At 66.4% G+C, this 22,967-nt stretch carries 18 protein-coding genes; 7 read left to right on the forward strand and 11 right to left on the reverse strand.

Annotated features, from left to right (window positions below; all coding sequences use genetic code 11):
* Positions 1-159 precede the first annotated feature (159 nt).
* Entirely contained in the window at positions 160-1,158 is a 999-nt protein-coding gene (locus VF194_RS11330; RefSeq protein WP_330891020.1) for an aldo/keto reductase, read from the reverse strand.
* A 124-nt stretch (positions 1,159-1,282) separates the two neighbouring features.
* Here VF194_RS11330 and VF194_RS11335 point away from each other — a divergent pair, with 124 nt between their 5' ends.
* Positions 1,283-2,263: a LysR substrate-binding domain-containing protein gene (locus VF194_RS11335; RefSeq protein WP_330891021.1), complete on the forward strand. Its 981-nt coding sequence runs from the start codon at positions 1,283-1,285 to the stop codon at positions 2,261-2,263.
* On the opposite strand, the gene VF194_RS11340 is transcribed toward VF194_RS11335, so the two are convergent.
* The 5 genes from VF194_RS11340 to VF194_RS11360 all read right to left on the reverse strand — a co-directional run bounded on the left by VF194_RS11340 (position 2,154) and on the right by VF194_RS11360 (position 8,315).
* The gene (locus tag VF194_RS11340; protein ID WP_330891022.1) at positions 2,154-3,614 is read right to left on the reverse strand and encodes an amidase; all 1,461 of its coding nucleotides are present in this window, start codon (positions 3,612-3,614) and stop codon (positions 2,154-2,156) included. The genes VF194_RS11335 and VF194_RS11340 overlap by 110 nt on opposite strands.
* A gap of 68 nt (positions 3,615-3,682) precedes the next feature.
* Entirely contained in the window at positions 3,683-4,969 is a 1,287-nt protein-coding gene (locus VF194_RS11345; RefSeq protein ID WP_330891023.1) for an RNA polymerase sigma factor, read from the reverse strand.
* Complete coding sequence (locus VF194_RS11350) at positions 4,966-5,370, reverse strand: YciI family protein (RefSeq protein WP_330891024.1); 405 nt, start codon at positions 5,368-5,370, stop codon at positions 4,966-4,968. Before VF194_RS11350 ends, VF194_RS11345 begins: the two co-directional genes overlap by 4 nt.
* A gap of 594 nt (positions 5,371-5,964) precedes the next feature.
* Positions 5,965-7,098: an acyl-CoA dehydrogenase family protein gene (locus VF194_RS11355; protein ID WP_330891025.1), complete on the reverse strand. Its 1,134-nt coding sequence runs from the start codon at positions 7,096-7,098 to the stop codon at positions 5,965-5,967.
* 26 nt (positions 7,099-7,124) lie between these two features.
* Positions 7,125-8,315, reverse strand: a complete 1,191-nt coding sequence (locus VF194_RS11360) for an acyl-CoA dehydrogenase family protein (protein WP_330891027.1) — start codon at positions 8,313-8,315, stop codon at positions 7,125-7,127.
* Positions 8,316-8,450: 135 nt separating this feature from the next.
* Here VF194_RS11360 and VF194_RS11365 point away from each other — a divergent pair, with 135 nt between their 5' ends.
* Complete coding sequence (locus VF194_RS11365; protein WP_330891029.1) at positions 8,451-8,864, forward strand: PaaI family thioesterase; 414 nt, start codon at positions 8,451-8,453, stop codon at positions 8,862-8,864.
* Here VF194_RS11365 and VF194_RS11370 read toward each other — a convergent pair whose 3' ends face one another.
* Positions 8,865-9,713: a crotonase/enoyl-CoA hydratase family protein gene (locus tag VF194_RS11370; protein WP_330891031.1), complete on the reverse strand. Its 849-nt coding sequence runs from the start codon at positions 9,711-9,713 to the stop codon at positions 8,865-8,867.
* A 92-nt stretch (positions 9,714-9,805) separates the two neighbouring features.
* On the opposite strand from VF194_RS11370, the gene VF194_RS11375 reads away from it, so the two are divergent.
* On the forward strand, positions 9,806-10,672 hold the full coding sequence (locus VF194_RS11375) for a MaoC/PaaZ C-terminal domain-containing protein (protein ID WP_330891033.1): 867 nt from the start codon (positions 9,806-9,808) through the stop codon (positions 10,670-10,672).
* Between the two features lie 5 nt (positions 10,673-10,677).
* Here VF194_RS11375 and VF194_RS11380 read toward each other — a convergent pair whose 3' ends face one another.
* Positions 10,678-12,372, reverse strand: coding sequence for an EAL domain-containing protein (locus VF194_RS11380; RefSeq protein WP_330891035.1), 1,695 nt, complete (start codon positions 12,370-12,372; stop codon positions 10,678-10,680).
* 188 nt (positions 12,373-12,560) lie between these two features.
* Between VF194_RS11380 and VF194_RS11385 the strand changes: the two genes are divergently transcribed.
* A complete protein-coding gene (locus VF194_RS11385) occupies positions 12,561-14,273 on the forward strand; it encodes a long-chain fatty acid--CoA ligase (protein WP_330891037.1) in 1,713 nt (570 codons plus the stop codon).
* Between the two features lie 91 nt (positions 14,274-14,364).
* On the opposite strand, the gene VF194_RS11390 is transcribed toward VF194_RS11385, so the two are convergent.
* Entirely contained in the window at positions 14,365-15,306 is a 942-nt protein-coding gene (locus tag VF194_RS11390; protein WP_330891039.1) for a dihydrodipicolinate synthase family protein, read from the reverse strand.
* Positions 15,307-15,378: 72 nt separating this feature from the next.
* Here VF194_RS11390 and VF194_RS11395 point away from each other — a divergent pair, with 72 nt between their 5' ends.
* Positions 15,379-17,496, forward strand: coding sequence for a methyltransferase domain-containing protein (locus VF194_RS11395; protein ID WP_330891041.1), 2,118 nt, complete (start codon positions 15,379-15,381; stop codon positions 17,494-17,496).
* 3 nt (positions 17,497-17,499) lie between these two features.
* Here the strand turns inward: VF194_RS11395 and VF194_RS11400 are convergent, their stop codons facing one another.
* Entirely contained in the window at positions 17,500-18,282 is a 783-nt protein-coding gene (locus VF194_RS11400; RefSeq protein ID WP_330891044.1) for an HpcH/HpaI aldolase/citrate lyase family protein, read from the reverse strand.
* A gap of 14 nt (positions 18,283-18,296) precedes the next feature.
* A complete protein-coding gene (gene araD, locus VF194_RS11405; RefSeq protein ID WP_330891046.1) occupies positions 18,297-20,036 on the reverse strand; it encodes an L-arabinonate dehydratase in 1,740 nt (579 codons plus the stop codon).
* A 145-nt stretch (positions 20,037-20,181) separates the two neighbouring features.
* Between araD and VF194_RS11410 the strand changes: the two genes are divergently transcribed.
* Both VF194_RS11410 and tkt read left to right on the forward strand, forming a co-directional pair.
* Positions 20,182-20,754 (forward strand): chemotaxis protein CheW, encoded by a 573-nt coding sequence (locus VF194_RS11410; RefSeq protein WP_330891047.1) that lies wholly within the window; start codon positions 20,182-20,184, stop codon positions 20,752-20,754.
* Positions 20,755-20,907: 153 nt separating this feature from the next.
* Entirely contained in the window at positions 20,908-22,926 is a 2,019-nt protein-coding gene (gene tkt / locus VF194_RS11415; protein WP_330891049.1) for a transketolase, read from the forward strand.
* Positions 22,927-22,967: the final 41 nt, after the last annotated feature.

Raw genomic sequence — 22,967 nt, forward strand, 5'->3', positions numbered from 1 at the left:
CATGCAACGACCGGGCCCCCCGCCAGCGGCGGCGACCTTAATCGTTACGACGGTGAGAATGACGTTCTGCATGGTGCGGCAACCGTAGTCAGCGCAGCGCGGCGCGTCAAGGACGAAGTTGCCGCGCCGCGCTGTTCGGGCCGGTCGGGCCGGCGGCCGTTACTTCTCGCTGTCCAGATGCGCCATCTGCGCCGGGGCATAACGCTCGCCGGCCACCGCCTCGGGCGGCACCGCTTCGGCCAGCGCCTTCATATCCTGCGGCGACAGGGACAACTTGAGCGCGCCGAGGGATTCGGCCAGCCGCTCGCGGCGGCGAGCGCCGATCAGCGGCACGATGTCGCTGCCCTGGCCCAGCACCCAGGCGATGGCGACCTGCGCCACCGAGGCGCCCAAGCGCTCGGCGACGGCCCGCAGGTTTTCCACCAGCGTCAGGTTCCGGGTCAGGTTCTCGCCCTGGAAGCGCGGGCTATGCCGGCGGAAATCCGTCTGCCCGGCTTTCGCCGCGGTCCAATGGCCGCTGATCAGGCCGCGCGAGAGCACGCCGTAGGCGGTCAGGCCGATGCCGAGCTCGCGCAGGGTGGTCAGGATCTTCGCCTCGAGCCCGCGCGAGATCAGCGAATACTCGATCTGCAGGTCGGCGATGGGATGCACGGCGGCGGCGCGGCGGATGGTCTCCGCGCCGACTTCCGACAGGCCGACATGGCGCACATAGCCGGCCTTGATCAGGTCGGCGATGGCGCCGACGGTCTCCTCGATCGGCACGTCCGGATCGAGCCGGGCCGGCCGGTAGATGTCGATATGATCGACGCCGAGCCGCTTCAGCGAGTAGGCGAGGAAGTTCTTCACCGCCTTCGGCCGCCCGTCATAGCCCGACCAGCTCCCGTCCGGGCCGCGCAGGGCGCCGAACTTGACGCTGATCACCGCCTTCTCGCGCTTGCTGCTGCCCTTCAGGCCCTCGCCGATCAGCATCTCGTTATGGCCCATGCCGTAGAAGTCGCCGGTATCGATCAAAGTGACGCCGGCCTCCAGCGCGGCATGCAGGGTGGCGATGCTCTCGCCACGGTCGGCCGGGCCGTAGAAATCCTCCGACATGCCCATGCAGCCAAGGCCGATGGCCGATACCGCCGGGCCGCTTTTTCCAAGCTTGCGTTCCAACATGATCTCTCTCTCCTCATGCGCTGCGGCGGCAATGCAGCCTGCGCCGCTCGCCAGGCATGATGGCGCCGCCGGGCTCATTTGATTAGATGGACAATTCTAAGTACTTTGTTCAAAATAGCGAACAATGCAGCAGGCGGATCTACGCGATCTGAGCTTCTTCCTGGCGGTGGCCGAGCAGCGGAATTTCCGCCGCGCCGCCCGCGCCCTCGGCATCTCGGTCTCCAGCCTGAGCCAGCGGCTGCGCGAGCTGGAAGAGCAGCTTGGCCTCCGGCTGCTGAACCGCACGACCCGCAGCGTGGCGCTGACCGAGGCCGGCGCGCAATTGCTCGCCCGCATCGCGGCGCCGATGCAGGATCTGAGCGGCGCGCTGCGCGACATGGCCAGCCTGCGCGGTGTGCCGGCCGGACGCCTGCGCATCAACGCGCCCGAGCCGGCGGTCCACCATGCCCTGGAGCCGAGCGTCGCCGCCTTCCTCAGGCAGTATCCCGAGATCGACCTCGAAGTCGCCATCGAGCCGATGCGGATCGACATCGTCTCGGCCGGTTTCGATGCCGGCATCCGCTATGGCGAGCATCTGGCGCAGGACATGGTGGCCGTGCCGATCGCGCCGCCGCAGCGCTACGTCGTGGTGGCAAGCCCGGCTTTCGCCGCCGCGGCCGGGCCGCTGCGCGAGCCGCAGGATCTGCTGCGGCATCCCTGCATCTCGGTGCTGTTTCCCAACGGCGCGCAACTGCCCTGGGAATTCGAGAAGGACGGCCGCACGGTGACGATCACGCCGCACAGCCGGCTGCTGACCACCGATATCGGGTTGCGCGTGCAGGCGGCGATCGCAGGCGTCGGCTTCATGCTCGGCTTCGAGGATACGCTGCGGCCGGCCATCGCGGCCGGACGGCTCGTCACCGTGCTGGAGGATTGGTGCCCGGAATTCGACGGACCGTTCCTCTACTATCCCTCGCGCCGGCAGAACCCGCCGGCGCTGGCCGCCTTCATCAGCTTCATGACCGCGTGGCGGAACCGGCAGATGGCGCAACGAAGCCACCGAAAGCCTGCTCCGCCAGCGCGGCGAAAGCGAGCGTCGTCCGGTCCTCCAGATACGGCCCGATGATCTGCATGCCGACCGGCAGGCCCGCGGCGTCGAGCCCGATCGGCATGGCGGTCGCCGGCTGCCCGGTCAGGGTCGCCAGGCTGGACCAGAGCGGCAGCAGATCGTAGGCAAGCGTCGCGCCGTTCACCGTCACGGTGCGCTCGTCCATCGGCCGGTGATCGTGCCTGAAGGCGGCGCATGGCATCACCGGGCAGAGCACCACGTCCCATTCCTTGAACACTTCGCGCCAGCGATGCGCAATGGCGTTGCGTACGAAATGGGCCTGCATCCAGTCGCGATGGCTGGCGGCCAGGCTGCGCTTGCCGATGGCGCCGATATCGTCGCCTGCCAGCGCAGCGGCACGCCTTTGCGCCTGGGCGTAGGCCTCTTGTGGCATGGCCGTGCCGATGAATGCCATCAGCAGCTTGATATAGGTGCGGCCCAGCAGCGCCAGATCGGGCAGCAGCGGACTGGCGCGGCCGACCTGGCAGCCGGCCTTTTCCAGCTTTTGCGCCATCGCCGCCAGCAGCGCGCGGATGCCGTCGTCGGTCGGCGTCAGCGGATGCGCGTCGATCACCAGCACGCGATAGTCGCGCAAGGCGGCATGCCGCGGCGGCGGCAGGCGCAATGCGTAGGCCGTCGCCTCCGCCGCGTCGGGACCGGCCAGCACATCGAGCGCCAGCTGCAGGTCCTGCGCGCTGCGCGCCATCGGCCCGACCACGCCCAGATCGATGGACGGCGAAACCGACAGCAGCGGCGCGCCCGGCGGCGCATGGCCGCGCGGGGGCACCAGATTATGCGTCGGCTTATGCGCGAAGACGCCGCAGAAATGCGCCGGCACGCGCAGCGAACCGGCAAGGTCCGAGCCCAGTTCCAGGGGCACGTAGCCGGCCGCCAGGGCCGCCGCCGCGCCGCCCGAGGAGCCGCCCGGCGTGCGCGCGACATCCCAGGGATTGCTGGTCACGCCGTAGACCGGATTATAGGCCTGCCAGTCGCCCAGATTGATCGACACATTCGTCTTGCCGAGAATGACGGCGCCGGCCTGCTTCAGCCTGGCGACGGCGACCGCATCCTGCGGCACGGCCTGCTTTTGCGTCCCCGGCACGCCCCAGGTGGACGGATGGCCGGCCAGGTTGAAGGATTCCTTCACCGTCATCGGCAGGCCCAGCAAGGGCCGCGCCTCGCCGCGCGCCAGCGCCGCATCGGCCGCCCGGGCCGCACCCCTTGCCCGCTCGAAATCGCGCACCACCACGGCATTCAGCCGCCGGTCCTCGCTTTCGATGCGGCGGATCGCCTGCTCGGCCAGTTCGCCGGCGGAGACTTCGCGGGCGCGCAACGCCTGCAGCAACTGAGCGGCCGTGCGGTATTCCATGCGTGCTTCCTCCCGTTCGTATGAGAATGTCTATTTCAGCGGCAGGCAGCCACTCGCCACAGAGTCGATCATAGGCCGCCTGCCGCCTGGCCGTCCGTTGCCTGCCCGTCCTGGGCCAGCCGGTCGAGATGCTGGCGGATATGCGCGGCCTCGGCCGGGCTATGCGCCAGCGCGATGGCGCGCGCGAACGCCTCGCGCGCGGCATCCGGCCGGCCGAGCTGCGACAGCAGCGCGCCGCGCAGGCCGTGGAAATGGAAATAGCCCGCCAGTGGCCCCGCCAGCGGCGCGATCATTTCCAGCGCCGCCGCCGGGCCGCGCAGCTTGGCGACGGCGACCGCGCGGTTCAGGGTCACCACCGGCGAGGGCTGCAGCCGCTCCAGCAGCGCATAATGCCGGTCAATCTCGGCCCAGTCGGTATCCGCGGCGGTTCGCGCATGGGCATGCACGCCGGCGATCGCCGCCTGCACCTGATACGGCCCGGGCCGGCGATGCCGCAGCGCCATCTCGATCAGCGCATGCGCCTCGGCAATCATCTCGCGGTCCCACAGGCGGCGGTCCTGATCCTCCAGCAGCACGATGGCGCCGTCCCGATCGAGCCGCGCCCTGGCGCGGGCATGCTGCATCAGCAGCAACGCCAGCAGCCCCATGATCTCCGGCTCGGCGGGAAACAGCCGCAGCAGCAGCCGCGCCAGGCGGATGGCCTCCTCGCACAGCGCGGTCCTGACATGCGCCGCGCCGCCGCTTGCGGCGTAGCCCTCATTGAACAGCAGATAGATCACCGCCGCGACCGTGCCCAGCCGTTCGCTGCGCTCGATGGCGCCCGGCGTGGCGAACGGCACCGCCTCGGCCGCCGCCATGACGCGGCGCTTGGCGCGGGTGATGCGCTGCTCCATCGCCGCCTCGCCGACCAGGAAGGCGCGTGCGATCTCCTTCACGCTCAGGCCCGAGACGATGCGCAGGGCGAGCGCGATCTGCTGCGTGGCGGGCAGATCGGGATGACAGCAGATGAACAGCAGCCGCAGCACGTCGTCGCGGTAATGGCCGCTGTCGATGCGTTCGGCGATCTCGCTTTCGGCATCGCCCAGATCCGACAGCGCCGCCTCGTCCTCGGGCAGGGCCTGCAGGCGGCTTCGGCGGCGCGCGTCGTCGAGGCCGACATTGCGGCCGACGAAGATCAGCCAGGCGGCGGGATCGCGCGGCGGCCCTTGCTGCGGCCAATGCCTGAGCGCGCGTAGGCAGGCTTCCTGGAACGCCTCCTCGGCGCGGTCGAGGTCGCGGAAATAGCGCAGCAGGGCACCGATCGCCTGGGGCCGCGCGCCACGCAGCGCCGCGTCGATCCAGGCCAGCTCGCTCATGGCGCCGCGCTTTCCGTCTTCAGGCTGCCCGGCATATAGACGCGCAGCGGCCGGATCTCGAAGGCGCCCGGCTCGTCGGCTTTCATCTCGCGCGCGATCGCCACCACCTCGTCGAGGCTGTCGGCTTCGACGACATAGAAGCCGAGCAGTTGCTCCTTCGTCTCGGCGAAGGGGCCGTCGAGCACGAACTGCTCCTGGCCGGATGTCCCGGCCTGCGATTTTCCCGTGCGGATCGTGGTCGCCGCCGTGGTCGGCATCAGCCGCGCGACCGGGCCGAGCCTGCCCCGGGCCGCCAGCCGGTCGGTGACCTTGCCGCGCGCGGCGATCACCGCCGCATCCTTCTCCTTGGACCAGGACTCGACCACGGTCTCGTCGTTGTAGCAAAGGATGGCATACAGCATCGGCGCGTCCTCAAGCTTCCCTCCCAGGACGTTTCGCCGCGGCGCGTCCCGACAGGATGGTGGAAAAAAATTTGCCCTGCCCGGCAGGTGCCTGCCTTTCAGTCTGGCATATCCCCTCCGCCGGTCAAACGGCGGCAAAGGCGCGGCGCTCCGTGCAGCTTAGTCTTGCCGTGCAGCCTGATCCTGCCGGGCCCGGACGGACTTGCCTCGATCGGATCGTGGTCGGCGGCGGTGCCATGTTCTTCCCGCGCGTCGCCCCGCCGCTTTCCGGGCGCTGGCGAGCGCGTCACGAGGCAATTTTCCTCAAGGACGGAGCCGCTGTCGGACATCGTGCAGGATGGTTACTCGCGTATTCAGCCGTCGTGCGGAAATGGGATTCCGCGTCTCGCGGCGGAACGGCGCCGCTCGCCCGAAATGACGAGGGAGGGAGCGGCGAAGGCGGCGCTCGCTTACATAACCTACATAAATCGTCACCCTCGGGCCTGCCCGAGGGTCCATGGATGGCGCGGCCAGGTCGCGGCGTTAAAGGCCTGCATGCAAAACGGCCGGCCGGGCTGCCCCCGACCGGCCATCCGCAGCAAATCCCCCGCCCGTTCAGGCCGCGTTGGCAAGCGCGGCAAACCGCTTCTGATGATGGTCGGCATGGCCGAACGTGGTGTCGATCATCATCAGCCGCTTCATGTAATGGCCGACATTGAGCTCGTCGGTCATGCCCATGCCGCCATGCAGCTGGACCGATTGCTGCCCGACCCAGCGGCCGGATTTGCCGATCTGCACTTTCGCCGCCGCCGCCGCCTTGGCCCGCTCCGGCGCCGGAGCGTCGGCCTTCAGATTGGCCAGCAGCGCCAGCGAACGCGCGCTTTCGACCTGCATCATCATGTCGACCATGCGGTGCTGCAGCACCTGGAAATCGCCGATCGGCCGGCCGAACTGCTTGCGGGTCTTCAGATAGGCCAGCGTGGTCTCGTAAAGCACCTGCATGGCGCCGACGGCTTCGGAGGCCATGAAGCCGATGGCGCGGTCGATCACGGCTTCCGCCGCCGGCAGGGCCCCGGCCGGATCGCCCAGGGCGGCCACGGCCGGCGCGCTCTCGAAAACGATGTCGGCCGCGCGGCGGTTGTCGACGGTGCGATAATCCTGCCGGATCACGCCCTTGCCGTTGGCATCGGCCACGAAAAGGCCGATGCCCTGCGCATCGGTTGCGGCGCCGGCGCTGCGCGCCAGCACGATCAGCTTGTCGGCGCTGGGCGCGTCGAAGACGACGATCTTCTTGCCGCTGAGCACCCAGCCGTCGCCCGCCTTCTCGGCCTTGGTATGGACCTCGTTGAGCGCGAAGCGGCTGCCATGCTCGGCATGGGCGAAGGCCCATTTCGCCTTACCCTCGCCGATCTCGGGCAGCCATGCGGCTTTCTGCTCCTGGCTGCCGGCCTCGAGAATCAGACCGGCGCCGAGAATGACGGTCGAGAAGAAGGGCTCGGCCACCAGATGCTTGCCGAAGCGCTCGGCGATCAGCATGCGCTCGACCGCGCCGCCGCCCAGACCGCCGAAATCCTCCGGCAGCGGCATGGCCAGCCAGCCGAGCTCGGCCATCTCCTTCCAGTTCTCGTCGGCATAGCCGAGATCGGTCTTCACCAGCTTGCGCCAGCGTTCGAAATCATACTTGTCCTGCAGCCAGCTCTCGACGCTGTCGGCCAGCAGCTTCTGCTCTTCGGACAACTGAAAATCCATCTTTGCGATTCCTTATGCTGACGGGATCATAGGCCCAGCACCATCTTGGCGATGATGTTGCGCTGGATTTCATTGGAGCCGCCATAGATCGTGGTGGCCCGGTTGTAGAGAAACGCCTCCATGCGACCCTGCGCATAATCCGGGCCGACCGGCGGCTGGTTGGACCCATCGGGGCGGCGCTCGTAGGGCGCGGCATAATAGCCGAGCGCCTCGCAGGCCAGTTCGGTGATGCCCTGCTGGATTTCCGAGCCGCGGATCTTCAGCATGCTCACCTCGGGGCCGAGCGCCTTGCCGGCGCTTTCGGCGGCCAGCACCCGCAGGTTGGTGTATTCCAGCGCCAGCAGGTCGATCTCGATGGCGGCGACCTTGTCGCGGAAGGCCGGCTCGTCCAGCAGCGGCGCGCCGAAGGCCCGCTCGGCGCGAGCGATCTCCTTGAGCCGCTTCAGCCGCTGCTTCGAGGTAGCGACCTCGGCGATGGTGGTGCGTTCATTGCCGAGCAGGAATTTGGCGTAGGTCCAGCCCTTGCCCTCCTGGCCGATCAGGTTCTGCTTCGGCACGCGCACATTGTCGAGGAAGACCTCGTTGACGCCATGGCCCTCGTCGATCGAGATGATCGGCCGCACGGTGATGCCGGGCGTCGTCATGTCGATCAGCAGGAAGGAGATGCCTTCCTGCGGCTTGGCATGCGGATCGGTGCGCACCAAGCAGAACATCATGTTGGCGAAATGCGCCTGGGTGGTCCAGATCTTATGGCCGTTGACGACGTAGTGATCGCCGTCGCTCTCGGCCCTGGTGCGCAGGCTGGCAAGGTCGGAACCGGAGCCGGGCTCAGAATAGCCCTGGCACCACCAGTCCTCCATATTGAGGATGCGCGGCAGGTATTTCTGCTTCTGCGCCTCCGAGCCGAAGGTGTAGATCACCGGGCCGACCATGGAGACGCCGAAGGGCGAGAGCGGCGGCGCATCGGCGGCGGCGCATTCTTCGTCGAAGATGTAGCGCTGCACCGGCGTCCAGCCCGGCCCGCCATATTGCTTCGGCCAGTTCGGCGCCGACCAGCCGCGCGCATGTAGGATGCGGTGCCAGGCGACGATGTCGGCCTTGTCGAGATGGATGTTACGGCGGGTTTTCTCCGCCAGCGACGCCGGCAGGTTGTCCTGTATGAAGCGGCGCACCTCGTCGCGAAAAGCACGCTCTTCGGGCGTGAATTCGAGGTCCATGTCTCTCTCCCTTTGACGGCGGAAGGTTAGGACCCCGGCGCGCGCGAGGCAAGCTCGTGACGCTGCGTCAATCTTGTGCTCGCTGCCGTCAGTTGCTTTAAGACGGGCATGCGAGACTCAAGCGATGGACAGACCATGACCTTCGATCCCGTCAGTGCCGGATGGAAACAGCGCCACGGCCAGGGCCCCTTCACGCAGCTGGTCGGCCCGGTCTGGGCCAAGCGCGAGGCGGAGGGCTCCGCCTACGGCTTTCTGGCCGAGGAGCGCCATACCAATTCGCGCGGCGTGGTGCATGGCGGCATGCTGATGACCTTCGTCGATCACGGGCTGGGCTGGATCGTCTGGGATCTGGTCGAGCACCGCGCCTGCGCCACCGTGTCGCTGAACACCCAGTTCGTCGCCGCCGTCAAGCCCGGCGACTGGGTCGAGCTGCGCGGCAGGTTGGTCCGCCAGACCCGCAGCCTGATCTTCATCCAGGCAACCGTCACCGTCGCGGAGCGCACCGTGCTGGTCGCCGACGGAATCTGGAAAATCCTCGGCGCCGGCTGACTAGCGCCGGCGGCGGACCAGCTTCTTGGCCGGCAGCAGATCGTCGAATTTGGCCGGCCGCTTCTGCTGGTTCGCCTGCATCTGCTCCGCCAGGTCCTGGGTCAGGAACATGCCAGCCTGCCAGACCTGCATGTAGTTGAGCGCATCCGCCACGCTGTGATCGCGGGTGTAGTTCAGCATCTCCTTGGTGCCGTGGATGGCGAGCGGCGATTTCGCGGCAATCGTCCGGGCGATCTCGAGCACTGCGGCAAGCATCGCCTCCTGGCTGTCGAAGACGGCATTGACCAGGCCGGCGCGGAAAGCCTCGTCCGCGGGTAGGCGCCGGCCGGTATAGGCCAGCTCGCGCACCAGGCCGGCGGGAATCAGATGCGGCAGGCGCTGCAGCGTGCCGACATCGGCGGTCATGCCGATATTGATCTCCTGGATGCAGAACCAGGCATCCTTCGTGCTGTAGCGCATGTCGCAGGCCGAGATCAGGTCGACGCCGCCGCCGACGCAGCCGCCCTGCACGGCCGCCAGCACCGGCACGCGGCAGCGGTCGATCACTGCGAAGGTCTCCTGCATCTCGGCGACGGTGCGGCGCATCTGCTCGCCCACCCTGCCGCGATCGCCCTGCAGCATCTCGGCGGCGATGCTGCCGAAGGCGGACAGGTCCAGCCCGCCGGTGAAATGCCTGCCCGTCGAGGAAATCACGACGGCGCGGATCTCGGGGCGGTCCTCGATTTCGGCGAAGACATCCACCATCTCCTGCCAGAAAGGCAGGATCATGGCATTGGCCTTGTCCGGGCGGTTGAACACGATGCGGGCGACGTGCTCATCGATGCTGAAGTCGAAGGTTTCGTAGGTCATGCGGTTTTCCTTCCGGTCGGCCTGACGCCACGTCAAGGCTGGTCGGCGCCGCGCAGCCTCGCTAGAGTCGCGACAGATTAAACGGAGGAACCATGGCGATTGTCTATGACGATCTGATGCGCCTCGATCTGCCGGAGCGCGAATTCAGCTATACCGAGCGCGACACCATGCTGTATGCGCTCAGCGTCGGCATGGGCCATGACCCGCTGGACCTGGACGATTTGCCTTTCGTCTACGAAAAGGGTCTCCAGGCGCTCCCCAGCCAGGCCACCGTGATCGCCTGGGACGATTCCTGGACGGCCCGTACGGGGATCAATTTCGTCATGGTCGTGCATGGCGAGCAGCGCATCACCCTGCATCAGCCGCTCGCTCCGTCCGGCCGGGTGACATCGAAGGTGCGGATCAAGGACGCCTTCGACAAGGGCGCCGGCAAGGGCGCGGTGCTGCTGGTCGAGAACAATTTGCGCGATGCCGCAAGCGGCGCGCCGATCGCCACGCTGCTGTCGACCGTCTTCGCCCGCGGCGATGGCGGCTTCGGCGGGCCCGAGCGTGGCCCCGAGGACGGCCCGCCCAAGCCGCACCAAATCCCCGACCGCGCGCCGGATATCGGCGTTACGGCGAAGACCCAGCCGAATCAGGCGCTGTTCTACCGGCTTTGCGGCGACCGCAATCCGCTGCATGCCGATCCGGCCTTCGCCAAGGCGGCGGGCTTTCCGCGCCCGATCCTGCATGGGCTGTGCACCTATGGCCATGCCGTACGCGCCGTGGTCAAGGCCGCCTGCGATCATGATCCGAGCCGCGTTACGCATATCGCGGCGCGCTTCACCGCGCCAGTCTTTCCCGGCGAGACGATCCACACCGAGATCTGGCGCGACGGCAAAACCGTTTCCTTCCGCGCCCGCCTGACCGAGCGCGACGTCGTGGCGCTCGACCACGGCAGGATCGAGTTGCGGGACTGAACGCCTCAAAGCGGCTTGCGGCGGGCCTTGGCCGGCTCGTCCAGCCGCAGCGGCTCCAGCCGCGGCTCCGGTTCGGGCCGGCCGAACAGATAGCCCTGGCCGTAATCGATGCCGAAATCCAGCAACAGCCGCGCCTGATCCTCGGTCTCGACCATCTCGGCGACGGTGCCGATGCCGAGCTCCTTGCACAGCCAGACCATGCCCTTGAGGATGGCGCGGTCGCGGTCGTGGCCGGCCGATTGCAGCGCCTTCACATAGGCGCCGTCGATCTTGACGTAATCGATATCGAGCGCCTGCAGATACGGAAACGACGCGGCGCCGGCGCCGAAATCGTCCAGGCAGACGAAATGGCCGTCCTCGCGCAGCTGGCGCACGGCATTGGCGGCATGGATCAGGTCGGTGATCTGGGTCGATTCCGTGATCTCGAAGATCAACTGCCGGCGCAATTCCGGCTGGGCGGCGAGGATTTCGCGCAACGCCGCCATGAAGACGGTACTTTCCAGGCTGTGGCCGGACAGGTTCACGGCAACGTCGATCACCTCGCCCTGCTTGCGCCGCTCGCTCAGCAGATCGACCACGCGCTGCACCACCGCCAGGTCGAATTCGCCGATCATGTGCACGCCCTCGGCCAGGCGGATGGTCTCAAAGGGCGAGCCGCCATCCTCGAAGCGGGACAGGGCCTCGTAGTGATGCAGCATGCGCGTATCGAGCCGCACGATCGGCTGGAACACCAGCTGGAATTTGCGGCCCGACACGGCGGAGCGCAAAGCGCGCACGCGGGAAACGGTCTTGTTCAGAAGCGCCTTGAGGCTGTCTTCGGTCGAATGCAGCGAAAAGCCCTCGGCGCCCTCGCTGGCAAAGCGCTGGACCGCAAAGGCCATCGCGCTGGCGGCGTCCTCGTCGCTCATGCCGCGATTGTCGAGATCGAGCGTGGCGCTGCGGATGCCGAGCGTGTCGCCGCCGCCTTCGACCGGCGTGCCCTTGCCCTCGGCCAGTTTGCGGATCTGGCTGGCGACCGCCTCCTGATCCAGCGCGTTCGCATGCAGGATGCCGTATTTCTCCGGGTCGATCCGGCTGGCCGTATCGCCGCCGATCGACTTGCCGCGCAAGAGCGCACCGACATCGCTGAGCAGGCCCTTGCCTTCGTCCGGCGGCAATGTTTCGGCCAGCTCCTTCAGGCCGATGATCTCGAGCAGGGTCAGCTTGACCTCGGCGCCGAGTTCGCGCGCCAGCTTCAGCCGCTCGCCCGCCCTCGCCTCGAAATCGTCGGCGGCAAGCAGGCCGGTCTGATAATCGCGCTTGTTCAAAACGGCGGTTTCCGCCGCCGGCAGACGGGCGCTGGACAGGGTCAGGTAATAGCGGCCCGCCTGGCGCGGCAGGCAGCAGCCGCCAAGGATGCAGACCACGCTGCCGCCGCCGCCGTGATCCTGCAGGCGCACCGTGACCGGTTCGATCCGGCCGCCGACGGGAAGGCTGGCCAGCAGATTGAGCACGAAATGGCGGTCGACCTCGTCGACCAGGGTGGCGAATTGGCGGCCCTGCAGCGATTCGGCATCCAGGCCAGTCAGCCGTTTCGCCGCTCCCGATGCAAATGTGACCTCGCCTTCGGCGGCGACTTCGAGCATGAGATCGGCAGCGGAGAAGGCAAAGGCGACAAACCGATCGCGCTCCGCCCGCATATCCTTGGCGCCGCCGCTCATTCCTGCCTCGTGGGTAAGCTTACATTGTCGCCGAGTCTGCCAGCCGCCGGGTCTGGGCGCAACCGGCCCGGTCATGCCGGGTGGGCGAATTACCGCTGCGCCACGTTGCGCGCAACCCGGCCGGTTCATACAATGTCTGGGCGGGCCGGCTTTTCCACAGCCGGAACCCAAGTCTAGGGGGAGAATAGATGACCACTCCGTTCTGGGAAAAATCCTATCCAGCCGGCGTCACCTGGGCGCAGAACTTCCAGGCCAAACCGATCTGGACCCTGTTCGACGACGCCGTGGCCCGCTTCGCCCCTCTGCCCTGCCTGGAATTCATGGGCAAGAGATATACCTACGCGGCGGTATCCGACCTGATCGACCGCGCGGCCAAGGGCTTCCAGCAGCTCGGCGTGGGCCCCGGCGTGCATGTCGGCCTGTTCCTGCCGAACACGCCGCATTACGTGATTTGCTTCTTCGCCATCCTCAAGGCCGGCGGCCGGGTGGTGAACTACAGCCCGCTCGATGCCGAACGCGAGCTGCGCTACAAGGTCGAGGACAGCCAGACCGACATCATGGTCACGCTGGATCTCAAGACCCTCTACCCGAATATCGGCAAGATGCTGGGGACGACCCGGCTGAAGAAGGTCGTCGTCTGCCGCCTGCCCGACGTGCTGCCGTTTCCGAAGAACCTGCTCTTCCCGCTGGCCAAGGGCAAGGAGATCGCCGCGGTTCCGAAAGACGACAAGCATATCCGCTTCTCGGAGCTGATCGCCAACGATGGCCGCTATACGCCGCATCCGGTGAAGGACCCGGCCGAGGAGGTCGCCGTGCTGCAATATACCGGCGGCACCACCGGCCAGCCGAAGGGCGCCATGCTGACCCACGGCAACCTGACCGCCACGGTGCAGATGTATGCCTGCTGGACCGACAGCAACGACGAACTGAAGCTGGAGGACGGCAAGGAGCGCGTCCTCATGGTCCTGCCGCTGTTCCACATCTACGGCCTGTCCGCCGTGCTGCTGCGGATGATCATGATCGGCGCCGAGTTCGTGCTGCATCCGCGCTTCGATCTGAAGGCCGTGATCGAGGATCTGCACAAGAAGAAGATCACCATCTTCCCCGGCGTGCCGACGATGTATGCCGCGATCGTCAACCTGCCGAATCTCAAGGATTACGATCTGTCCGCGCTGAAATTCTGCGCCTCCGGCGGCGCGCCACTGCCGGCGGAAGTGCAGGACAAGTTCGAATCGATCACTGGACACAAGATGATCGAAGGCTGGGGCATGACCGAGACCTCGCCGGCCGGCACGCAGACGATCTATGGCGGCAAGCGCAAGAAAGGCTCCTGCGGCCTGCCGCTGCCCGGCATCATCATCGAGATCGTCGATGTCAACGATCCGCTCAAGGTGCTGGGCGTGAACCAGACCGGCGAAATCTGCATCACCGGCCCCAACGTGATGAAAGGCTACTGGAACAAGCCGGAAGCGACGGCGGAAGCCTTCGCCGGCGGCCGCTTCCATACCGGCGATGTCGGCTATATGGACGAGGAAGGCTACATCTTCATCGTCGACCGCAAGAAGGACATGATCCTGTCGGGCGGCTTCAACGTCTATCCGCGCAATATCGAGGAAGCGATCTACGAGCATCCCTCCGTCGAGGAATGCACGGTGATCGGCATCCCCGACGCCTATCGCGGCCAGTCGGCCAAGGCCTTCATCAAGCTCAAGCCCGGCGCGGCGCCGATCACCTTCGAGGAATTGAAGGAATTCCTGAAGGACAAGCTTGGCAAGCACGAGATGCCGGTCGCGATGGAACTGCGCGACGTGTTGCCGAAGACCTTGATCGGCAAGCTGTCCAAGAAGGAACTGGTCGAGGAAGAAAAGAAGAAGGCCGCCTCGCAACCGGCGGCCGGCTGAGGCATCGCGTAGTCTCGTACAGCATCGTCCCCCGCGGCCCGGGAAGCCTTTTCCGGGGCCGCGGACTGCCTGATGGGAAGAGACTTTCCGGCTACTCCGCCGCGTTGGCCGCCATCAGGCCTGCATCCCAGGCCTTCAGCTTCTGCGCCGCCGGCTGCACCTTCGCCCGCTGATCGGCATCGAGATTGCTGAGCAGCGGCAGTTGCGGCCCCATATCGGCGATGCCGGCAAGGCTGACGGCATCATGCAGCACGCGGATCGGGCTGATCTGATCCCGCAGATCCTCGAAGGGAATATAGGCTTCGCGCAGACGCTCGGCCCCGGCCCAGTCGCCGCGCTTGATCGCCGTCAGGATCGCATTCGAGCCGCGCGGCGCGAGGCAGACGGCGCCGGAGGTGAAGCCGGCCAGCCCGAATTGCCGCAGATGGACGAGCGCCGGCCGCTCGCCGATGCCGCTGATCACCAGCTCCGGATCGACGTGATCGAGCAGCCGTTTCAGATACTCGTCCTTCGCGGGATCGGCATGAACCGCGCCGTATTTGATGGCGCAGACGCTGCCGTCCTTGATCAGCCGGCCGGCCGCTTCCGGAGCGATATAATTGTCGGATTTTATATAAAGGATGACCGGCTTGCCCATGGTAACGGCGGCGCGGCGCAGGCCGACTTCGACGCCATCGCCGGTCGAGGGAAAGCTTTGCGGCAGCGCCATGGCCGTGGGCACCTTGGAGCCGCGCAGGATCTTCGCCTGATCGATCAGCTTGCCGTAATCCGGGCCGAAGGACGGGATCAGCCAGGTATCCGCGCCGACCGCATCGCAGAGGAATTCCAGCACTTCGGCATATTCGCTGACCGGCAGGTTGTAGAAATTGGCATTGCCGCCATACATCAGACTGCGCACGCCGCCGGCTTCGAGATAGCCGATCAGCTGCCGGTTGGCGTCTTCATTCAGAGTCAAATCGGAATAGCGGGCCAGCGGCGGGACGGCAAACACCGATACTGCCAGATCGGACGGACGCACTTCTGTTGTTTTCATTCTGTTGCTCCCACTGGGCTTTCCTCCTAATCTGCACAGAGTACCCACCTTCGGCAGCCTGCTCAAAGCGAAATGTCGCTTCCCGACAAGACCACCATCGAAGCCAAGGCTCATCTGCTGCCGATCCTGCGGGCGGCGATGCGCGCCATCGAAAACAGTCAGCACAGCCAGGGCGAGGCGCTGCTGGACGGCCTGCTGCGGCAAGAGCCGGACTTCGCCGACGCCTTGCACCTGAAAGGCTACATCGCGCTCCAGCGCGGCGACCTGGCGAGCGCGCGGACCTGGGTCGAACGCGCCATCGCGGCCGACTTCCATTTCGAAACCTACCACCTGACCCTCGGCCATATTCAGCTCGCGGCCGGAGAACGCGATGCGGCGCAGCGCAGTTTCGGCGTCGCCATCGTGCTGAACAAGAAATCGCCGGACGGCTATATCGGCCTGGCCCATGTCTTCATGGCGGAAGGCGCGTTGGACGCGGCGATCGGCGCGCTGTTTACCGCCTTCAACGGGAACGAGAAGCATCCCGAAACCAACTACATGCTCGGCTATGCGCTGCTGTCGAAGGGAGACGTGAAGCAGGCCCTCGGCTATCTCGGCCGCGCCTATCAGTTCGTCCCCGACAATGTGCGATACCGGGCGGGCTTCGCCCGCGCCCTGCGCGAAGTCCGGCTGAAGCGGCCCGATCCAAAGCTGGTCGCTGCAACCCTGCCGCTGCTGGGAGCGCCGGGCGTGGAGCCGCGCGACCTGGCGCCGGTGATCGAAAGCGCCATCTGCCTGGACCCGCAATTCACCGCGCTGGCCAAACTCGACGCCATGCCGGCCGAGAGCATCGCCGCGGCGATGAAGGCGCCGCAGTTCCCCGATCCCGCCCGCAACAAGGTCTTTGCCGTCTGGCTGTCGCATGGCCTGGTTGGCATGCCAGCCCTCGAGCGGCGCCTGACGGCATTGCGGCGCGGCGCCCTGCATCTGGCGGTGCATGAGCCGCAGGCGCTGCAAGGCCGCGAACGCCTGCTCGCGCTGCTGGCGATCCGCGCGTTCCAAGCTGAGTATGTCGATTCCGTCAGCGCGACCGAGAAGGACCTGCTGACGCGGCTCGGCGCCACGCTGGCGGATGCGGAGCCTGCCGCCGCAGCGGCGTCTTTCGCGGTCTATGCGGCCTATGAACCGCTCTATCGCCGCAGCGACGCGGCACGGCTTGCGACTGCGGTCTGGCCTGCAGCCTATGCGGATTTGAAACGGATTCAACTCGACGAGCCGCTGCGCGAACGGCAATTGGCGGCGACGATTCCCACGCTTCTGCCGATCGAGGACGATACCAGCCGGACCGTGCAGGAAATGTACGAGGAGAGCCCCTTCCCGCGCTGGCATCAGCCGATCCTCGGCACGCCGCTGACCGTAGACGTGCGGCTGCGCGCAGCCCTGCCGCTGCAGACCATCCCCCCATACGCGATCAGCAAACCGCAGGTACTGGTCGCCGGCTGCGGCACCGGCCTGCATGCCATCCTGGCGGCGACCAGCTATCACGAAGCCGGCGTGCTGGCGATCGATCTCAGCCGCACCAGCCTGGCCTATGCCAGGCGCAAGGCCGACGAGCTTGGCATCCGCAATATCGAGTTCGCGCAGGCGGATATCCTGAAGCTCGGCACGATCGCCCGTCGCTTCGACGTGATCGAAAGCTTCGGCGTGCTGCATCATTTGCGCGATCCCGCTGCCGGCCTGGCGCAACTCGTGACGCTGCTCAAGCCGCATGGTTACATGATGCTCGGCCTCTACAGCGAGCTCGGCCGGCGCGACGTGGTGCTGGCCCGCGCGCTGATCGCCCGGCACGGTTATGGCGACAGCCCCGACGAGGTGCGCCGCTTCCGTACGGATTTGCCGTGCCTCGACGCCGCCCTGGCGGCGCGGCTGAGCAAGTCGAGCGCCTTCTACGCCTTGAGCGATTTCCGCGACCTGGTCTTCCATCGCCAGGAGCATCGCTACACGCCGCAGCAGCTTGGCACGCTGATCGACGATGCCGGCCTGGAATTCCTCGGCTTCGAATTCACCTCGCCGAAGGTGCTGCCGCAATATCGCGAGCGCTTTCCGAACGATCCGAAAGCCGTCGATCTCGGCAACTGGGCGCAGATGGAGCGCGACAATCCCGATCTGTTTGCCAATTGCTACCGTTTCTGGCTGCGGCGGCGCGGGTAACCCTCACCGCCCCAGATGGCTGCGGAAGCGCTTGGCGAGATCGCGGACGCTCCTGGCGAGCACAGCCTGATCGACCCCGACGGCAACGAAGGTGAAGCCGGCATCGAAATAGCGCCGCGCATCCTCCTCGTTCAACGTGAGAATGCCGCAGGGCTTGCCCTCCGCCTTGCACAATTCCAGGCCCTTGCTGATCGCCGCTTGCACTTCCGCATGGCCATTGTTGCCGAGATGGCCGAGGTCGGCGGCCAGATCGGACGGGCCGATGAAGATTCCGTCCACGCCATCGACCTTGGCGATCTCGGGAATGCGCTCGAGCGCGGCGCGGGTCTCCACCTGGACGATGACGCCGATCTCGTTATGGGCGTTGGCGTGATAATCGCTCACCAGCCCGTAATGGCTGGCCCGCTGCGCACCGGCCACGCCGCGAATGCCATGCGGCGGATAGCGCGTTCCGGTCACCGCGCGGCTTGCCTCTTCCGCGCTTTGCACGAAGGGCAGCAGCAGGTTGGGGGCGCCGATATCGAGGAACCGCTTGATCAGCACCGGATCGTTCCAGGCCGGCCGCACCACCGGCGTGACCGTCTTACCGACCGCCTGCATGGCCTGCAACTGCTGCAGCACCATCGGCAATTCGTTCGGTGAATGCTCGGTATCGATCACCACCCAGTCGAAGCCGGCCGTCGCCAGAATCTCGGCCACGATATTGCTGCACAGCATGCTCCACAAACCGATCTGCGGCCGCCCTTCTTTCAGGGCGCGCTTGAAGGCATTCACCGGCATTTGCATGGCATCTCTCCCGATCAATGGATTTCCGGCTCGGGCGTAGCCGCGCCGGCGTGGAGGAAGTCGAAATCGCAGCCCTTTTCGGCCTGCGTGATATGCTGCGAGAACATGATGCCGTAGCCGCGCTGATAGCGCGGCGCCGGCGCCACCCAGGCGGCGCGGCGTTTTGCCAGTTCGTCCTCGGAGATTTTCAAGTCGAGGCGCCGCTCAGCCACGTTCAGCTCGATCAGATCGCCCGAGCGCACCAGAGCCAGCGGACCGCCAATGTAGGATTCCGGCGAGATATGCAGAACGCAGGTGCCATAGGAGGTGCCGCTCATGCGCGCGTCCGACATGCGCACCATGTCGCGCACACCCTGCTGCAACAGCTTCTTCGGGATCGGCAACTGGCCCCATTCCGGCATGCCCGGTCCGCCCTGCGGGCCGGAATTGCGCAGGATCAGCACGCTGTCGGCGGTAACCGCCAGGTCTGGATCGTCGATCCGCGCCGCCATGTCGTTGTAATCCTCGAACACCACCGCCGGGCCGGTATGGGCCAGCAGCTTCGGATCGGCGGCGCTCGGCTTGATCACGGCCCCGTTCGGCGCGAGGTTGCCATGCAGCACGACAAGGCCGCCGAAGCCGGCGACCGGATTGTCCAGCGGCCGGATGACATCGGAATTATACGCCTTCGCATCGCCGATATTCTCGGCCAGGGTCCGTCCGTTCACCGTCATGCAGCTCAGGTGCAGCTTGGACGCCAATTCGCCGAGCAGCGCCTTGATGCCGCCGGCGTAATAGAAATCCTCCATCAGGTATTTGCCGCTCGGCCGCAGATTGGCGATCACCGGCACCTCTCGGGAAATCTCGTCGAAGCGTTTCAGCGGCAGGTCGATGCCGGCCCGGCCCGCCATGGCGACCAGGTGGATGATGCAGTTGGTCGAGCCGCCGACCGCCATCGCATAGGTCACCGCGTTGTCGAACGAGGCCGGCGAGAGGAAATCGCTCGGTTTCAGGTCCTCCCAGACCATCTCGACGATGCGCCGGCCGGTATTGCTGGCCATGCGCGCATGGCCAGAATCGGCGGCCGGAATCGAGCTGGCGCCCGGCAGCGTGAAGCCCAGCGTCTCGGCGATGCCGGTCATGGTCGATGCCGTGCCCATGGTCATGCAATGGCCGGGGCCGCGGGCGATGCCCTCCTCGATCTCGCGCCAAGCCTGCTGGTCGATATTGCCGGCGCGCAGTTCGGCCCAGTATTTCCAGGCATCCGAGCCGCTGCCCAGGGTATTGCCGCGCCAGTTGCCGCGCAGCATCGGGCCGGCGGGCAGGAAGATCGCCGGTATGTTCATGCTGATCGCGCCCATGACCAGCGCCGGCGTGGTCTTGTCGCAGCCACCCATCAGCACCGCGCCGTCGATCGGATACGAGCGCAGCAGTTCCTCCGTCTCCATCGCCAGGAGATTGCGGTACAGCATGGTGGAGGGCTTCTGGAACGGCTCGCTCAAGGAGATGGCTGGCAACTCGAGCGGGAAGCCGCCGGCCTGCCACACGCCGCGCTTCACCTCTTCGGCGCGCTGGCGGAAATGAGTGTGGCAGGGATTGATGTCGCTCCAGGTGTTGATGATGCCGATCACCGGCTTGCCGGCGAAATCCTCGCGGCTGAAGCCGATCTGGTAGCTGCGCGAGCGGTGGCCGAAGGAACGCAGATCGTCGACCCCGAACCAGCGGTGGCTGCGCAAATCCTCCGGCCGCTTGCGGCGGCGCCGACCGTCACTCATCCGATGCCTCCTCCCGAATTTCCGCCGAACCGATTGGAACGACAGAGAAAATTAATGTATGCGTGGCAGAAGGAATTTACTTACCGGCTTAGCGGCGGATTTGCTAGAACTGATTCGGTCGGGCGGCAGATTTGGAGGGGGGCGTATGGGACAACTTCCTGCAGCAAACCAATCCGCGGCAGGCGATCAGGCGCGCCTGGCCTCGGGCCGGGCGCTTGCCGCCGCCGAGACCGCCGTCAGCAACGAATATCTGACCTTCGCCATCGATGCCCAGGTCTACGGCATCGACATCCTCTCGGTGCGCGAAATCCGCGCCTGGACCGAGGTCACCAATCTGCCCAATACCCCCGACTTCGTGCGCGGCATCATCAACCTGCGCGGCACGATCGTTCCGATCTACGACCTGCGGGTGCGGCTGGGCGGCGGCCGGACGGAGCCGACCCGCATGCATGTGGTGATCGTCGTCGAGGCGGCGAACGGCACTTTCGGCCTGCTGGTCGACTCGGTCTCCGACATCCTCTCCATCGAGGAGCGCGACCTGCAGCCGGTGCCGCAGACCGACATGTCGGCGGATTACCAGTTCCTGAGTGCCATCGTCGCCCGCGAGGAGCGGATGGTTTCGATCATTAACTTGGATCGCCTGGTCAATGGCGCGGCGGCCGCCGAAATGGCGCAGATCGCGCAGCAGCAAGCCACCGCGGCCATCCCCGCTGCCTGAGCCCCGACAACAGGTGGTTTTGACCGCAAATCAGGCCGGAAAACCGTCTCGTTTCAGGTTATCGTTTCTAGAGCCGCGGCGCGGGTTGACGGAGCCCGGTTTGCCCGGCATGGTCCGCCCGCTTTTCCTCTTCTGAAGCGGGATTCCTGACCGATGTTGCAGGCCGTGCCGACCACCGCCGTCCCCTCTCACAAAGCAGCCGCCAGCCATGCCGAAATGGCCAATGTGATCCGCGCCTTGGCCATGGATGCGGTGCAGAAGGCAAATTCGGGCCATCCCGGCATGCCGATGGGCATGGCGGATGTGGCAACGGTGCTGTTCAGCCGCTTCCTGAAGTTCGATCCGCAGAACCCGACCTGGCCCGACCGCGACCGTTTCGTGCTGTCGGCGGGCCATGGCTCGATGCTGCTTTACGCCCTGCTGTACCTCACCGGCTACCCCGACATGACGCTGGACGAGCTGAAGCGCTTCCGCCAGTTCGGCAGCCGCACGGCGGGCCATCCGGAATTCGGCCACGCCAGCGGCATCGAGACGACGACCGGCCCGCTCGGCCAGGGCATCGCCAATGCGGTCGGCATGGCGCTGGCGGAGCGGTTGCTCGCCGCCCAGTTCGGCGACAAGCTGGTCGACCACTACACTTACGTGATCGCCGGCGATGGCTGCCTGATGGAGGGCATCAGCCATGAAGCCGCCTCGCTCGCCGGCCATCTGAAGCTGAACAAGCTGATCGTGCTGTTCGACGACAACGGCATCTCGATCGACGGACCGACCAGCCTGACCGTTTCGGATGACCAGCTCGCCCGTTTCAAGGCCTATGGCTGGGCGGTGACCCGCGTCGACGGCCATGCGCCGGAAGAAATCGCCGCCGCCATCGCCGCCGCGCAAAAGAGCGACCGGCCGACCCTGATCGCCTGCCGCACCGTGATCGGCTTCGGCGCACCCACCAAGGCCGGCACGGCCTCCACGCATGGCTCGCCGCTCGGCAACGACGAGATCAAGGGGGCGCGCGAAAAGCTCGACTGGCCCTATCCGCCGTTTGAAATTCCTGAACCCGTTCTGCAGGCCTGGCGCAGCATCGGCGCGGCCGGCGCGGCGAAATCCAAGGCCTGGCAGGAGACACTTGCCAAGCTGCCTGCCGCCGAGCGGGCGGAATGGGAACGCCGCCAGAAAGGCGATCTGCCTGCCGGTTTCGACAAGATCATCGGCGATTACAAGGCCAAGCTGGTCGCCGAAAAGCCGAAATGGGCGACCCGCAAATCCTCCCAGATGGCGCTGGAAGTGATCAATCCGGCGGTGCCGGAGACCGTCGGCGGCTCGGCCGACCTCACCGGCTCGAACAATACCAAGACCAACGCCCTGGCGCCGGTCAATGCCGGCGATTTCGGCGGCCGCTACGTCTATTACGGCGTGCGCGAGCATGCCATGGCGGCGGCGATGAACGGTATCGCGCTGCATGGCGGCCTGATCCCCTATGGCGGCACCTTCCTGGTCTTTACCGATTATTGCCGCCCCTCGATCCGCCTTTCCGCCCTGATGGAGCAGCGCGTCGTCTATGTGATGACGCATGACTCGATCGGCCTGGGCGAGGACGGCCCGACGCATCAGCCGGTCGAGCATCTGGCCAGCCTGCGCGCCATCCCGAACCTGCTAGTCTTCCGTCCTGCCGATGCGGTCGAGACCGCCGAGGCCTGGCAGGTGGCGCTGAAACAGAAGCATCGGCCGAGCGTATTGGCCCTGACCCGTCAGGACTTGGCGGCGGTGCGCGTAACGGCTTCGGACGAGAATCTGGTCGCCAAGGGCGGCTACGAGCTGCTGCCCGCCGATGGCACGGCCAAGGTCACTCTGCTGGCCACCGGCTCGGAGATCGGCGTTGCCGTCGCCGCCCGCGACCTGTTGCAGAAGGACGGCATCCCGACCCGCGTGGTTTCGCTGCCCTGCTTCGAGCTGTTCGACGAGCAGGACGCCGCCTATCGGGAAGAGGTACTGGGTCCGGGCACGGTTCGCATCGCCACCGAGGCCGGCATCCGCCTGGGCTGGGACCAGTATCTCGACCGCAAGGATGGCTTTGTCGGCATGAAGAGCTTCGGCGCTTCGGCGCCTTTCGAGCAGCTTTACCGCCATTTCGGCATCACCGCCGAGGCGGTCGCTGCGGCGGCCAAGCAGCGCCTGTAATCCGGGGCTTCGCCTAACTATATGGATGGCAAGGCTTTCGG

It is taken from the genome of Ferrovibrio sp., from assembly GCF_036381655.1.
Lineage (GTDB): Bacteria > Pseudomonadota > Alphaproteobacteria > Ferrovibrionales > Ferrovibrionaceae > Ferrovibrio.

Excerpts from the sequence above, each read along its gene's own strand:
- VF194_RS11375 (WP_330891033.1), top strand. The coding sequence starts at position 9,806 with ATGGCGATTGTCTATGACGATCTGATGCGCCTCGATCTGCCGGAGCGC.
- VF194_RS11345 (WP_330891023.1), bottom strand. The coding sequence starts at position 4,969 with ATGAGCGAGCTGGCCTGGATCGACGCGGCGCTGCGTGGCGCGCGGCCC.
- VF194_RS11360 (WP_330891027.1), bottom strand. The coding sequence starts at position 8,315 with ATGGACCTCGAATTCACGCCCGAAGAGCGTGCTTTTCGCGACGAGGTG.
- VF194_RS11385 (WP_330891037.1), top strand. The coding sequence starts at position 12,561 with ATGACCACTCCGTTCTGGGAAAAATCCTATCCAGCCGGCGTCACCTGG.
- VF194_RS11340 (WP_330891022.1), bottom strand. The coding sequence starts at position 3,614 with ATGGAATACCGCACGGCCGCTCAGTTGCTGCAGGCGTTGCGCGCCCGC.
- tkt (WP_330891049.1), top strand. The coding sequence starts at position 20,908 with ATGTTGCAGGCCGTGCCGACCACCGCCGTCCCCTCTCACAAAGCAGCC.
- VF194_RS11355 (WP_330891025.1), bottom strand. The coding sequence starts at position 7,098 with ATGGATTTTCAGTTGTCCGAAGAGCAGAAGCTGCTGGCCGACAGCGTC.
- VF194_RS11350 (WP_330891024.1), bottom strand. The coding sequence starts at position 5,370 with ATGCTGTATGCCATCCTTTGCTACAACGACGAGACCGTGGTCGAGTCC.
- VF194_RS11380 (WP_330891035.1), bottom strand. The coding sequence starts at position 12,372 with ATGAGCGGCGGCGCCAAGGATATGCGGGCGGAGCGCGATCGGTTTGTC.
- VF194_RS11410 (WP_330891047.1), top strand. The coding sequence starts at position 20,182 with ATGGGACAACTTCCTGCAGCAAACCAATCCGCGGCAGGCGATCAGGCG.
- VF194_RS11400 (WP_330891044.1), bottom strand. The coding sequence starts at position 18,282 with ATGCAAATGCCGGTGAATGCCTTCAAGCGCGCCCTGAAAGAAGGGCGG.
- VF194_RS11390 (WP_330891039.1), bottom strand. The coding sequence starts at position 15,306 with ATGAAAACAACAGAAGTGCGTCCGTCCGATCTGGCAGTATCGGTGTTT.
- VF194_RS11330 (WP_330891020.1), bottom strand. The coding sequence starts at position 1,158 with ATGTTGGAACGCAAGCTTGGAAAAAGCGGCCCGGCGGTATCGGCCATC.
- araD (WP_330891046.1), bottom strand. The coding sequence starts at position 20,036 with ATGAGTGACGGTCGGCGCCGCCGCAAGCGGCCGGAGGATTTGCGCAGC.
- VF194_RS11395 (WP_330891041.1), top strand. The coding sequence starts at position 15,379 with ATGTCGCTTCCCGACAAGACCACCATCGAAGCCAAGGCTCATCTGCTG.
- VF194_RS11335 (WP_330891021.1), top strand. The coding sequence starts at position 1,283 with ATGCAGCAGGCGGATCTACGCGATCTGAGCTTCTTCCTGGCGGTGGCC.
- VF194_RS11370 (WP_330891031.1), bottom strand. The coding sequence starts at position 9,713 with ATGACCTACGAAACCTTCGACTTCAGCATCGATGAGCACGTCGCCCGC.
- VF194_RS11365 (WP_330891029.1), top strand. The coding sequence starts at position 8,451 with ATGACCTTCGATCCCGTCAGTGCCGGATGGAAACAGCGCCACGGCCAG.